Below are 13,711 nucleotides of genomic sequence, written 5' to 3'. Positions count from 1 at the left end.
GCGTCACAGTCGGGTGAGTCACAGATGCGACCCGCATAAGTGCGCCTCCGGCGCCACTAAGCATAGTTGTCGCTAACTGACTACGCGAACTCCTTGAACGAATATGTTCACGAAATCCACTTTCAGTCCGACTACTTCTTCCAACACATATTTTACTTTTGATTGAATGTTATGGGCCACTTCGGAAATCTTCGTTCCGTAGCTTACAATAACATAAAGATCAAGATGGAAAAGCTCTCCCTCTCGACGGACTTCCACGCCGCGGGACAAATTCTCTCGTCCGAGCAGTTCGGCAATGCCGTCCTTCAAACCTTTACGGGAAGCCATTCCGATCAGCCCATAACAATCCAATGCCGCCGAACCGGCGATCACCGCTATAACCTGATCCGCAACATCAATTTTTCCGTTTTCCGAGACGAGCTGCATCGGCATGGAAATTCACTCCTTTATGCCTGTATTATGGACCATACCCCATTGTACTATAAAAAAACGGGAGAATGAAGCCGTTTTCTCGGGAAATCTATCGATTGTGTCAGAGAATGGCTTCAGAGGGCTGAATTAGCATTGCAACACCCTATCCCCTGTGCTATGATAGTGAAGTATTTGTGTACACAGGGCAGGGAGGTGTATTTTAATGGCTCGTAAATGTTTCATCACAGGTAAAAAGCCGGGTTCCGGTAACAACAAGTCTCACGCCAACAACACTACCCGCCGTTCTTGGGGGGTTAACGTACAAAAGGTGCGCATTTTGGTGAACGGTAAGCCGAAGCGGGTTTATGTCAGCGCCAAGGCCTTGAAGTCCGGTCAAGTAACTCGCGTATAATGAACGCCGCGCAAGCGGCCATGAAGAAAAACCGTCAGGTCATCCTGACGGTTCTTTTTGTGTTGGGGTAATTGGAGTCTCGTCAATTTTTGTGAAACGTGTTGAGAATCGCTTTGACGAAGCCACCCAAAAATTTCGGCAGCTTGATGGTGTAAAATTTCATCTTCCCATCCCCCCTCCGCAGGCTGAACCGATTCCGTCGACTGAAATCCACCGCTTCTAATGATTCAAGTGTATGCGGTTTTCACATTGTCCTATGCCAGACAAAATCGGAATAAAGATAGCGCGGGGGTTTGGCGTTATGACGAGCGGGCGGCTCGGAGAGACGCGATCGCCGCAGCCCGGTCGTTCTGACCGAAAATATACGTGCCCGCTACGAGAGCGTCGGCCCCGGCCTCGATGACAAGCGAAGCGGTCTCGACATTAATGCCCCCGTCTACCTCAATGTGAATATCGTTTCTGCCATTCTTTTCCAGCATTTCGCGAAGCTGCCGGAGCTTCGGCAGCATGGCCGGCAGGAAGGATTGCCCGCCGAAGCCGGGATTAATCGTCATGATCAGAACGAGATCGATCTCATCCAATATATATTCGAGTACGGATAAAGGTGTGTGCGGATTTAGCGCGACACCCGCTCTCATGCCCAGCTCCCGGATTTGCATAAGCGTGCGGTGAAGATGAACGCATGCTTCCGGATGAACCGTCAGCCTGTCCGCGCCGGCGTCGGCAAGAGCGGGAAACAGAGTTTCCGGCGATTCGACCATGAGATGAACGTCAAAGCACAGTTTGCTCACCGGTCTGATCATGGACACGATCGGCGGTCCGAACGTCAAATTGGGCACAAAGTGTCCGTCCATGATATCAATATGAATCCAGTCCGCTCCCGCGGAATCGATATCCCGTATTTCTTCCCCCAGCCGCGCGAAATCCGAAGCCAGAATAGATGGGGCTATTTTGATCATATCAGTACCTCCGTCGGTTCTCTTTCCACTCCGCCAAAAAATCCACATAATTATCATAACGGCTGGCGGCAATTTCACCTTGCTCTTTGGCCGAGAGCACAGCGCATTTAGGTTCATGCGTATGCGTGCAGCCGCGGAACTTGCAGCCGGCAGACAATTGTCTGAATTCGCGAAAACAGGAACCGATGTCGTCGATTCCAAGCTCCGCGAAATCCAGCTGGCTGAAGCCCGGAGTATCCGCTACATAGCCGCCGTCCCGCAAAGGACGAATTTCCACATGCCGGGTCGTATGCTTCCCTCGGCCGAGCTTTTCGCTGATTTCATTGGTTTCCAGCATCAACCCCGGAATGAGAGCATTCACCAGAGACGATTTGCCTACGCCCGACTGACCCGCGAATACGTTAATATGACCTGCCAGTGCTTGCCGGAGCTCGTCCATCCCTTCTCCAAGATGGGCACTGGTGAGCAGGACATCGTAACCGATCGAGGAGTACAGTTTCGCAGCTTCCTCTACTGTACGGCGGATTTCGTCTCCTGCACCGCCTTCCGGGATGCGGTCCATTTTGGTGAAGACAAGAATGGAATCCAGGCCGGCATGTTCCGTATGCACCAGAAATTTATCCAGCAAAGTGAAATTCAGCTCCGGCCGAATTACGGAAAATACGAGAACCGCCAGATCGGCATTCGCGATCGGCGGACGCATTAGTACGGAGCTTCGGGGCAGAATCCGGTCCACGGTTCCTTCCCCGTTCTCCGTCTCGCCGTAGATGACCCTGTCCCCCACAAGCGGGGATTCCCCGCGCTTCTTGAAGATGCCGCGGGCACGGCATTGCATCGTCTCGCCGCCTTCTGTGCCTTGAACATAATAGTACCCGCTTAAAGCTTTAACGATCAGACCTTCGGGCATAAGACAACGACTCCTTTCCCACGCCCGAAGGTGCTGGGTTCATTACGATCGCAACGCACATTCCTGATCATCCCTGGCCGCCGTTTCCTTCATCGGTACCATCACCCGGGGTGCCGGGATCCGGATTAGGCGGTTCCGGATTGCTCGCCGGCCGATCCTCGTAAGGAACGGGAATGCTTTGTAAAAACTGCCCGTTCTCATAAATGTAAACCACCCCATCCTTTTCCGGGGACAAAACGAGCTTAACAGGGAACGAAGTCGCCGTGCTGATTTTCTTGGTCGTCCCTTCACGGTTATCGCCGCGTGCGTCGGAGTAGACGATTTTGATCGTGCTGATCTGGCCTTCAACCGCCGGAGAAATGAGCAAATCCAGTTGCTGGGTTCTCGAATCTTTCGGATACCCGCTGCTTACATAAACGGTAACTTCCGTACCCGCGGTCACCATGTCGTCCCCTTCGGGCGGGAATTGCTTGAACACGGTGCCTTGAGGCGTCGTGTAGCTCGGCTCCGGCACGATTTTGTCGGCAGGAAGCTTCAATTTTTTATCTGCGACAATCTGTTTCGCTTGGTTGATCGTTTTACCGACGAGATTAGGCATCGCGAACGTCTCCGGACCTTGGCTGACCGTGAGCGTAACATTCTGATTTTCCGGATCGAATTGCTGATCGGTTGCCGGAGATTGCTTCAGAACGGTCCCTTCTTCACTGTCGTCGTACTCTGGAATCGTGCCGATCCGGTCTTCGTCCACACCCATGTCTTTCAGTATTTTGACGGCATCGTTGTAAGTCTTGCCTTCCAGATCCGGCATTCCAGGCAGCTCTTTACCGGTGCTGATCGTGAGTGCGATGCCGGAGCCTTCCTTAACTCGAATGCCTTCCTTAGACTGCTTGGTTACATAACCTTCCGGCACGGTTTCACTCGGTTCTTCCTCCACCGGTTCTTCCACTTTAAGCCCCGCGGCCTCCAACTCGCTGCGTGCGTCCATCAATGACTGATTCGTGACAGTTGGAACCATGACGTCTTTAGGCTTCAAATTATCTTGCAGCTGGGCAATTGCCCAAATAAGCACACCGATAAGCAGAACGGCGAATATGCCCAGTATCGTCGGCAGCACCCACCTGCGCTTGCGCTGTACGAGCCCGTCGGAGTTCCAACGATCCTCGTCATCACGGTCACCGATGCCTTTGGCCTCCATCGTATTGCGCATGTCGGTGCGCAAAGCCGGTATCGCGCGCGTGTGCTCCGCTTCCTCATCGTCGTCGCTGGCGAATTGGGAGGGCGGTTCATTAAGTCTCTGCGGCTGCAAGCAAGTTTCCAAGTCCTTCATCATTTCCCGCGCGGAATGATACCTTTCCTGCGGGTTTTTGCGCATCGCCTTCGAAATAATATTTTCAACGCTTTGCGGAATATGCGGATTCACTTTGCGAGGCTGCTCAAAAGGCTCCTGCAAATGTTTGAGCGCCACGCTGATCGGACTTTCACCGAGAAAAGGCAAGCGGCCGGTAACCATCTGATACAGTACGATACCCAGCGAGTACAGGTCCGATTTCTCACCCGTCGCCACGCCCTTGGCATGCTCCGGTGAGAAATAGTGTACGGACCCGACCACCGCGCCCGTTTGCGTAATGGTCGAGGACGTCACGGCGCGCGCGATTCCGAAATCCGTCACTTTTACCCGTCCGTTGTTGCCGATCAGGATGTTATGCGGTTTAATATCGCGGTGAATAATTTGATTCTGGTGGGCATGCTCCAGTGCGTCGCAAATTTGCGAAGTGATTCTGACCGCTTCTTCCGATTGCATAGGGGCCCTGTCGCGAATGATTTCATTGAGATTGGCCCCTTCGATGTATTCCATGACGATATAATGGGTATCTTCAACTTGTCCCACATCATAAATGCTTACGATATTCGGATGGGATAAAGAAGCTGCAGCTTGAGCCTCCCTGCGGAATCTCTTGACGAAATCCTCATCGTGGGTGAACTGTTGGCGCAGAACCTTAACCGCGACAAAACGATTTAACAATAAGTCCTTTGCTTTATAAACGAGAGCCATCCCGCCGCCGCCCACCCGGGCCAGCAATTCGTAACGTCCGCTTAGCGTATGGCCGATCATGCTGTATCCCCTCCTGTAGCGTCAGCTTCGCCTTGGTCTGCAGCCAATGCAACCGTCACATTATCGTCTCCGCCGGCAGCAAGCGCAAGATTAATGAGCGTCTCCGCTTGCTGATCCAATGTGGAATCCGGTTCCTCCAATACGGCAAGCAGCATGGCCGGTTCGACCAAGCCGCTTAATCCGTCGCTGCAGAGCAGCAGCCGGTCGCCGGCCGCCCAGTCTAAGGCCAGCACGTCAACGTCAACTTCCCGATCGGTGCCGAGCGCTCTCGTTATCACATTGCGTCTCGGATGATTGGCGGCCTCTTCCGGGCTGAGCTGTCCGGATTTCGCCAATTCATTGACCAGCGTATGATCATCAGTCAACAGCTCCAGTTGTCCTTCGCGTACCCTGTACACGCGGCTGTCCCCAATGTGGCCGATTAACAGGGAACTGCCGTTAAGCAGTGCCATGTCGACCGTCGTGCCCATGTTGTAAAACTCCTCGTTCAGCGAAGCCGTTTCGAAGATGAGCTTGTTGGCTTTACGGATCATCTCCTGAATCCTGTCCGTTTTCTCCTCCAGGGATACCGTATCATCCCATGCAGCAAGAGATTGCAGCAGGCTGTCGACGGCAAGGGCGCTCGCTACTTCCCCCGCGCGATGCCCGCCCATCCCGTCGGCCACGATCACCGCGGTCAGACCGCCGGCAAGGCGGCCTCCCCACGCTTTATCTTCATTGATTTGCCTTACTTTCCCCACATGCGTCCGTACGGCCGTCCTCAATCCCCATCACCCCGTCGTAGTTTCCATGTGCTTGGCCCGCAATTGTCCGCAAGCCGCCGCAATGTCATGGCCCTGCTCTCTGCGAATCGTGGCGTTCACGTTGTTCTTCTGCAAAATGCGCTGAAACTCGAATATATCGTCGCGAGGCGTTCTGACATAGTCCCGCTCGGGTACATAGTTGACCGGTATGAGGTTGACATGACACAGCATGCCTTGGAGTACGGATGCGAGTTCTTCCGCATGCTCGGGACGATCGTTTACGCCGCCGATCAACGCGTATTCGAACGTAATCCGCCGGCCGGTCTTTTCGATGTAGTACTTGCAAGCGTTGATAACGTCCTCAAAAGGGAACCGCCGATTAACGGGCATCAGCTTGGAGCGGAGTGCGTCATTCGGCGCATGGATTGAAATTGCAAGGTTAATCTGGGTATTCTCCTCTGCAAATTTCAGCATGCTGGGTACGATTCCGCTCGTTGACACTGTGATATGCCGCTGGCCGATGTTCAATCCTTTCGGATCAATCATAATACGCAAAAAGTTCATCGTTGCGTCATAGTTTTCGAAAGGTTCACCCGATCCCATGATGACGATGCTGGATACCCGTTCGTCTTCCGGATCGAGCAGCTTCTGGGATTGCACCACTTGCGCGACAATTTCCCCGGCAGTCAGATCCCGCTTTAGCCCCCCCAATGTGGAGGCGCAGAAAGTGCAGCCGATCCGGCAGCCCACCTGGGTAGTCACACATACGCTGTTGCCGTAATTGTGGCGCATGATAACCGTCTCGATCGCATGATTGTCGTGCAGCCCGAATAGAAACTTAACCGTACCGTCTTTGGAGGACATTTTCGTAATTTCCGTCAGGGTTACGAAGCGGAAGCTATCGTTCAGCTTGTCGCGCAAAGGTTTGGGCAGGTTGGTCATATCTTCGAAAGAGCCGACGCGTTTCACATACAGCCAGTCGAATATCTGACCGGCACGGAAAGCGGGCTCCCCCTGTTCTTTTATCCAGTCCTGAATTTGATCTATTGTAAAGTCGTAAATGAAAGGTTTATTTTGTTCATTTTCCAATTTGGTCACCACCGTTCGATCTATTTTACCATAAAGGTAGTTTGTGCATAAACAAAACGCGTATTATGATCCGTCTACCGGACTTGTCTTCTCATGCGTGCGATAAAAAATCCGTCGCTTCCGAACATATGGGGAAGCAGTTGAATCATTCCGGTGAACGGCCGGGGCAGCTGCATCCTGTCGCGAATCGGCTGCAGCACAGGCTCGGGCCATAACGGATCGAGGCTGAACTCGGGATGCTCCGCAAGAAAATGTGTAACGGCTTGCTCATTTTCTTCCGGCGCAACGGTACATGTGCTGTAAACGAGAACCCCGCCCGGCTTCACGAGAGACTGGACTCTGCTTAACAGTTGTCTCTGTAAAATTGAAAGGCTGTCAATATCGTCTTGCGTCTTGTTCCACTTGATTTCGGGCTTGCGCCGGATGACGCCGAAGCCTGAGCATGGGGCATCCAAAAGCACGACATCGCAGGATTCCGGCGGCAGGCGTTCGGGCAGCTCTGCGGCGTCGCCGGTTATCGTCTTGATGACGGTTAAGCCGAGACGCTCCGCTTGCTGCCGGATCAGCGCTTCCTTATGAGGGTGCAAGTCATTCGCGATAACCTGGCCTTCATTGTTCATCAGCTCCGCCAGATGAGACGATTTGCCGCCAGGTGCGGCGCAGCAGTCCAGCACCGTCATTCCCGGCTGCGGATCGGCTGCCGCAGCCACCAGCATGGAGCTCTCATCCTGCACCGATAGTAAACCTTCCTTGTACCAATCCGTATGAACGAGATTACCGGCTCTTGAGGTAACAATGCCTTGAGAGGCAAGCTGGGAGGCGGCCGCGTCCAGGCCGGCGTCTTGCATCGCGTCGATCAGCCCGGCGCGTTCACTTCGGAGGACATTGACGCGCGCCGAGGCGTGCGGGGGCTCATTATTGGCGGCGCACATGAGCTCGGTAGTCTGTTCGCCGTAGGCGGCGATCCAACGCTCTACCAGCCACTGCGGATGGCTGTGGGTAAGCGACAGCCTTTCGGCGGCGTTCATATGCTCCGGCAAAGGTGTCTCAACCCCATCCCGAAGCAACGCTCTCAACACGCCGTTCACCAACCCGGCAATCCCCGCATGCCCTCTTTTCTTGGCGATTCGCACGGCTTCATCCACGACGGCATGCGCCGGTACGCGGGACAGCCAGCGGAGCTGGTAATAGCTTAACCGCAGCAGGCTTCGCACCCAAGGCTCGACCTTCCGCGGCCAGCCATTCACCCTTCCCGTCAAAGAATAGTCGATCGTATTTAACCGCTGAATCGTCCCGTACACAAGCTCTGTTGCAAGCGCAGCATCGGCGCGGGACAACTCCGCAGACGAGAGCGCCTGATTCAGCTCCAGCCCGCTGTACGCGCCGTTCATCTCCACCCGCTGCAGCACATTCATCGCAAGTTCGCGCGCTCCTTTCGGTTTAGCGCCCGGCGTGCGGTTATTTTTGTTCATTATAGACATCCTATCTGGCTTAGTCATTTGTATCGGATCAATGTTGGCGTAACTCTTGCTTAGTATTTCCATTCGTGTGTTGTAACTCGCTCAGCGGCTTAGAGCAATTTCGCCTGCGGCAGCTATTTAAGCCGCTCACAGCGGTTTACTGCGAGCAATTTCGCCTGCGGCAGCCATTTAAGCCGTTCGCAGCGGCTTACTGCGAGCAGTTTCGCCTGCGGCAGCCATTTAAGCCGTTCGCAGCGGCTTACTGCGAGCAGTTTCGCCTGCGGCACCCATTTAAGCCGTTCCCACCGCTATAACCTCTCACAAGCAGAAAAAAAGCCCGGGGATCACCCGAGCAATTTGCCGGCGGGCAGCCGCGCGCCTCTGGCGAAATCCGCGGCTGACTGCGCCTTTTTGCCTGCCGGCTGCACTTCCGTAAGTACGACGCTGCCATCTCCGGTGCGCACGCGTATGCCGAATGCGCCGGTCTCCAGCACCGATCCCGGAAACAGATTCGTCCATTCCGGACGCATCATCTTATCCGACCCTTGCGGTATGCGGCACGCCCACACTTTGAACACTTCGCCGTCCAAATACGTGAAGCCGCCCGCCATCGGATTCAAGCCCCGAACCCGGTTAAACAGTGCACGGGCCGTCCCGCTCCAATTCAGCTTCTCGTCCTCACGCGTCAGGTTCGGCGCATACGTCGCTTCGCTTTCCTGCTGCGGCGTGCGCGGCGCTGTGCCTTCCGCTATTCGCGGCAGCCAATCGAGCAGCAGCTGAGCTCCAGCAGCACTGAGCTTCTCGAACATCGTGCCCGCTGTGTCTTCGTCGGTAATCGGCACTTCCACCTTGGCGATCATGTCGCCTGTGTCCATGCCTTCCGCCATATACATCAGCGTCACGCCTGTGACAGATTCGCCATTGATAATCGCTCGTTGAATCGGCGCTCCGCCGCGATAACGCGGCAGCAGCGAACCGTGAACGTTAACGCATCCGTACCGCGGCACGTCCAATACGGATTTCGGCAAAATTTGCCCGTACGCGGCGGTTACAATCAAATCCGGGGAGATCGCCTTAACCTCCTCCACCGCTTCCGGCGAACGCAGCTTCTCCGGCTGAAACACCTTCAGCCCGCGCTCCAATGCGAAAACCTTGACCGGGGACGGCGTCAACTCCCGCTTGCGGCCCTTTGGCCGATCCGGCTGCGTCACCACCGCAGCAATCTCATAACCCCGCTCCAAGAGCAGAGCCAAGGCAGGTACCGCGAATTGCGGTGTCCCCATGAATAGAATTTTCATATTACTCCCCGTCCTGCTCGTTTGGTTTACGGGCTTCGTAGACGGATTCCGCCAAATCGATGAACAGCACCCCGTTCAAATGATCGAGCTCATGCTGGAAAGCTCTGGACAGATATACTCGCTTCCTTCATATTGAATCGGGTTGCCGTTACGGTCCAATCCCTTGATAACGATCCGATTCGCGCGGCGCACGTCCCCTTGGATCCCGGGAATGCTGAGGCACCCCTCGGGTCCGAGCTGCTCGCCCTCCGACACTGCGATCTCGGGATTCACCAGCTCGATAAGTCCGTGATCATCACCCACATCCACAACAATGACACGCTTCAAAATGCCCACCTGGGGAGCGGCTAGTCCGACTCCTTCGGCGTCATACATGGTTTCGGCCATGTCGTCAAGCAGCTTGTGCAGGTTGGCGTTGAATTTGGTCACTTCTTGCGCTCTTTCCCGGAGCACACTGTCGGGATGTTTCACGATTAATCGAATCGACATTACGGCATCCTTCCTTTTCGTTAAAGCATCATCTGCGGGTCTACATCGACGCTGACCTGCAGGCCGCCGCGTTTCACCGCGTCACCCATCTCCTGCAGTACCTGTGAGGCTAAAAAGCTTGCGTCGACGTCTCCCCGATATTTTACCATACATTGAAAACGGTAGCGATCTTTCAAACGGGCGATCGGCGAAGAAACAGGCCCGAGCACTTCCAACGCCGCCCTCCCTGGTTCCGTAAAATCAGATGAAATTCCGAGCGCCGCCGCTTTCTCTCTTATCCTCATTGCAAACTGTTCGCCCACAGAGAGAAGCATAGGCACCGACTCATGGGACAAAGTAATGGCGATGAGACGGCCATACGGCGGATAACCCAACTGCCGCCGCACATGGAGTTCCTTAGTGACGAACCCTTTATAGTCATGGCCTCGCACGGAGTCTATCGATACATGCTCCGGATCATAGGTTTGAATGATAACTTCACCGGGAAGCTCATGACGTCCCGCCCGCCCCGCCACTTGGGTGAGCAGCTGAAACGTTCGCTCCGATGCGCGGAAGTCAGGCAATCTCAAAGCAGCATCCGCGGCGAGCACGCCTACCAGAGTCACGTAAGGGAAATCCAATCCTTTAGCGACCATCTGCGTTCCCAGCAGCACATCCGCGCGCCTCTCACGGAACTGGGTGAGCCACTTTTCATGGGAACCTTTCTCGGTTGTCGTATCGACGTCCATCCGGATCACACGGATGCCGGGGAACGCCTCGGCAAGCGCCTCTTCCACCTTCTGAGTGCCGGTTCCGAAGAAGCGGATGTGCGGACTTTCGCAGCTCGGGCAAACCTTCGGCTCCGCTTCCGCATAACCGCAGTAATGGCAGCGCAGGTTGTGCGAGCCGCGATGATAGGTCAATGAAATCTCGCAATGAGGACAAGCGGCGGTATAACCGCAAGACCGGCACATGACGAAAGTCGCATACCCCCGCCTGTTCAGCAGCAGCACCGTTTGCTCGTTTCTATCAAGTCTGTCTCTCAAAGCTTCGGCAAGCTCCCGGCTGAACATCGCCCGATTGCCCAGCTTCAGCTCTTCCCTCATGTCTACGATACGCACACCCGGCAGAGGCCGATCCGCTACACGTTCAGGCATTGCAATGTACTTCGGACGCCCGCCGTCAACCGCAGCCTGATAAGTTTCCAAAGACGGAGTGGCGGATCCGAGAACGACGACAGCGCCATGAAGGCGAGCCCGCTCAACCGCAACGTCCCGCGCGTGATATTTGGGACTTTCCTCTTGCTTATACGAGGTTTCGTGCTCTTCATCTATGACAATAAGTCCGATCTTGGAAAATGGAGCGAAAATGGCAGAACGCGCGCCAACGGCCACCTGTGCCCGGCCTTCCCGGATCTTGCGCCATTCGTCATAGCGCTCCCCTTGCGACAGGCGGCTGTGGAGGACCGCGACTCTGGCTCCGAAACGGCTTTTGAACCGTTCTACCATTTGCGGCGTCAAGGCAATCTCCGGAACGAGAACGATCGCTTCCCGGCCCGATTCCATACATCGCTGTATCGCCTGCAGATATACTTCCGTTTTACCGCTTCCCGTCACTCCGTGCAGGAGAAAAACTTCGTTACTTCTCTGCTCCAATGCATCGTTAATAGGCAATAAAGCGGCTGCCTGCGCAGGCGTAAGCTGCATCGGCAAGGAAACTGGGAAGTCCCGATCCGCGTAAGGATCCCGATCCTCCGTAACCGCGCGGATATCGATCCATCCGCGCTCTGCCAAGGAACGAATCGTTGAAGGCGTTGTGCTTACAGCTTCCGCAAGCCTCTGCACGCCAATCGGTTCAGGCTGATCGGCCAAATACGCCAACACTTCCCTCTGTTTATGCGCCCTGGCCGGAAGCTCTGCCACCGCGCGCTTCAATGTCTCGGCATCGGATGGAAATACAGTCTGCACCGTCTTCACAGACAGCCTGTCTTCCACTTTTTGACGTTCTTCCAGCCTTCCGTCGAGCAGCCATCGGCGCAATAAATCGCCATGCTCCGGATAATGCTGCAGCAAGCCGGACAGCTTCAGCGGCTGCCCTTTGCGAAGCGCATGCAAGAGACCGCCACTCTGGGCGGTCTCTTCATCTGACCATTCGGCACCCTCAGCCGGAAATACATATTTCTCGGCTCGGCCCTTAAGCGCTGCGGGAAGCATCGCCTGCAGAGCGATCGTCAAGGGGCAGAGCCATCGTTTGCTCATCCATACCCCTAACTGCACAAGCTCTGAAGACAGCGGCGTAATCGCATCAAGCACATCCTCTAGCGGCTTCATCCGTGCCAATTCAACCTCGGCGTCCGCCCCGAGACCGGTGACGATCCCCTGCAGCGTGCGCCCGCCGAACGGCACCGCAACCCGGGTTCCGATCTCAACCCAGCCGCTTAACCGGTCCGGAATCAAGTAATCGAACGTCCGATCCGTTTCGCGGCTTGGAACATCTACGATGACTCGGGCAACCGCCGTCATACGCCGGATCCTTTCATAGGCAGCCTCTGCGCAATCAATTCCATAATCCGGTTCGCAACCTCTCGTTTGGACATTTGCGGCATATTTTCCACGAGCCCGCGCGTATCATACACGCTCACGATATTCGTATCCGAGCCGAAGCCGGCTCCCTCTCGCGATACGTCGTTAGCGATCATCAGGTCGCACTTTTTCCGGTTCAGCTTGTCGACGGCATGCCGCTCCACATCCGTTGTTTCCGCGGCAAATCCGACCACGAACAGACCATTAGACCCCTTATTACCGGATTTCCATTCACCGATCGATTGCAGAATATCCGGATTCCGAATGAGCTCCAAGCTTATGGTTTCCGCACTCTTTTTTATTTTATGATCCGCCGTCTCTTTCGGACGGTAATCCGCAACCGCAGCCGCCTTGATCACAACATCCGTCTGCGGCAGGCGTTCCATTACGGCTTCATACATTTCAACTGCCGAATTTACTTTAATTGCCTTCACTCCACTCGGTGCAGCTGAATCCGTCCTTCCGCAAATCAACGTGACGTCCGCTCCCGACGCACGTGCGGCTTCCGCCAGCGCAAAGCCCATTTTTCCCGATGAGTCGTTCGATATGTAACGCACGGGATCGATTCTTTCCACCGTACCGCCGGCGGTAATCAGAACACTCCGTCCCGCCAGCGGCCGGGGTCCGGCCAGCATGGCGACAACCGCGCCGGCGATTTCGTCCGGTTCCGCGAGACGCCCTTTGCCGACATAGCCGCATGCCAATTGACCCGTACCGGGCTCAACGAATGTGACTCCCCGCGCTGCCAATTTGTTGACATTTTCAACAACAGCCGGGTGTTCCCACATATGGACGTTCATAGCGGGAGCAACCAGCACCGGAGCCGTCGCGGCCAGCAGCGTCGTGCTGAGCATATCGTCCGCCAGCCCGTTCGCAAGCTTGGACAGAATATTCGCAGTCGCCGGAGCCACGACAACAAGATCCGCAGCATCGGCCCAATCGATATGCTGTACGATGGAAGCGTCCCTTTCGTCGAACACGTCTGTTGCCACCGGATGACGGGAGAGCGTCTGCAGCGTCAGCGGAGTAATAAAGCGGGTGGCGCCTTCCGTCATGATCACCCGAACCGAGGCTCCAAGGCTGATCAGCCGGCTGCACAGGGTTGCAGCTTTGTATGCCGCTATGCCCCCCGATATTCCCAGCAGAATGGTTTTCCCCGAAAGCGGCTTGTCCATGAATTCTCCTCCATTGCGCACCGTCTCCTTAGAAAAAAAACAACCGCAGGGGTTGTCCTTCCTTCAGATCCGGCAGATATATCCGATCCGATCA

At 55.2% G+C, this 13,711-nt stretch carries 13 protein-coding genes and 1 pseudogene; 1 reads left to right on the top strand and 13 read right to left on the bottom strand.

Annotated features, from left to right (window positions below; translation table 11 throughout):
• Positions 1–72: 72 nt before the first annotated feature.
• Entirely contained in the window at positions 73–432 is a 360-nt protein-coding gene (locus tag SD71_RS14455) for an Asp23/Gls24 family envelope stress response protein (RefSeq protein ID WP_041064535.1), read from the bottom strand.
• A 202-nt stretch (positions 433–634) separates the two neighbouring features.
• On the opposite strand from SD71_RS14455, the gene rpmB reads away from it, so the two are divergent.
• On the top strand, positions 635–823 hold the full coding sequence (rpmB, locus tag SD71_RS14450) for a 50S ribosomal protein L28 (protein WP_041064532.1): 189 nt from the start codon (positions 635–637) through the stop codon (positions 821–823).
• An 82-nt stretch (positions 824–905) separates the two neighbouring features.
• Here rpmB and spoVM read toward each other — a convergent pair whose 3' ends face one another.
• The 12 genes and pseudogenes from spoVM to coaBC form a co-directional block, all read right to left on the bottom strand.
• The gene (gene spoVM, locus SD71_RS14445; RefSeq protein WP_041064529.1) at positions 906–986 is read right to left on the bottom strand and encodes a stage V sporulation protein SpoVM; all 81 of its coding nucleotides are present in this window, start codon (positions 984–986) and stop codon (positions 906–908) included.
• A gap of 136 nt (positions 987–1,122) precedes the next feature.
• Positions 1,123–1,782: a ribulose-phosphate 3-epimerase gene (gene rpe, locus SD71_RS14440; RefSeq protein ID WP_041064527.1), complete on the bottom strand. Its 660-nt coding sequence runs from the start codon at positions 1,780–1,782 to the stop codon at positions 1,123–1,125.
• 1 nt (position 1,783) lies between these two features.
• A complete protein-coding gene (gene rsgA, locus SD71_RS14435) occupies positions 1,784–2,689 on the bottom strand; it encodes a ribosome small subunit-dependent GTPase A (protein ID WP_041064525.1) in 906 nt (301 codons plus the stop codon).
• A 67-nt stretch (positions 2,690–2,756) separates the two neighbouring features.
• Positions 2,757–4,802, bottom strand: coding sequence for a Stk1 family PASTA domain-containing Ser/Thr kinase (gene pknB, locus SD71_RS14430; RefSeq protein WP_052476277.1), 2,046 nt, complete (start codon positions 4,800–4,802; stop codon positions 2,757–2,759).
• Entirely contained in the window at positions 4,799–5,566 is a 768-nt protein-coding gene (locus tag SD71_RS14425) for a Stp1/IreP family PP2C-type Ser/Thr phosphatase (RefSeq protein ID WP_041064523.1), read from the bottom strand. The genes pknB and SD71_RS14425 overlap by 4 nt, the downstream gene beginning before the upstream one ends.
• Positions 5,567–5,572: 6 nt before the next feature.
• On the bottom strand, positions 5,573–6,634 hold the full coding sequence (rlmN, locus tag SD71_RS14420) for a 23S rRNA (adenine(2503)-C(2))-methyltransferase RlmN (protein ID WP_041064520.1): 1,062 nt from the start codon (positions 6,632–6,634) through the stop codon (positions 5,573–5,575).
• Between the two features lie 74 nt (positions 6,635–6,708).
• A complete protein-coding gene (rsmB, locus tag SD71_RS14415) occupies positions 6,709–8,106 on the bottom strand; it encodes a 16S rRNA (cytosine(967)-C(5))-methyltransferase RsmB (protein WP_041064517.1) in 1,398 nt (465 codons plus the stop codon).
• Positions 8,107–8,228: 122 nt separating this feature from the next.
• The gene (locus tag SD71_RS24025; protein ID WP_161793399.1) at positions 8,229–8,381 is read right to left on the bottom strand and encodes a hypothetical protein; all 153 of its coding nucleotides are present in this window, start codon (positions 8,379–8,381) and stop codon (positions 8,229–8,231) included.
• A gap of 57 nt (positions 8,382–8,438) precedes the next feature.
• The gene (fmt, locus tag SD71_RS14410; RefSeq protein ID WP_041064513.1) at positions 8,439–9,392 is read right to left on the bottom strand and encodes a methionyl-tRNA formyltransferase; all 954 of its coding nucleotides are present in this window, start codon (positions 9,390–9,392) and stop codon (positions 8,439–8,441) included.
• A gap of 1 nt (position 9,393) precedes the next feature.
• Positions 9,394–9,881: pseudogene (def, locus tag SD71_RS14405) on the bottom strand (peptide deformylase).
• 20 nt (positions 9,882–9,901) lie between these two features.
• Complete coding sequence (gene priA, locus SD71_RS14400; protein WP_041064510.1) at positions 9,902–12,382, bottom strand: primosomal protein N'; 2,481 nt, start codon at positions 12,380–12,382, stop codon at positions 9,902–9,904.
• On the bottom strand, positions 12,379–13,617 hold the full coding sequence (coaBC, locus tag SD71_RS14395; protein ID WP_041064509.1) for a bifunctional phosphopantothenoylcysteine decarboxylase/phosphopantothenate--cysteine ligase CoaBC: 1,239 nt from the start codon (positions 13,615–13,617) through the stop codon (positions 12,379–12,381). Before coaBC ends, priA begins: the two co-directional genes overlap by 4 nt.
• Positions 13,618–13,711 lie beyond the last annotated feature (94 nt).

It is taken from the genome of Cohnella kolymensis (assembly GCF_000829465.1).
GTDB lineage: Bacteria > Bacillota > Bacilli > Paenibacillales > Paenibacillaceae > Cohnella > Cohnella kolymensis.
The sequence above is the reverse complement of the archived record's forward strand: the minus strand, read 5'-3'. Positions and strand labels throughout refer to the sequence as shown.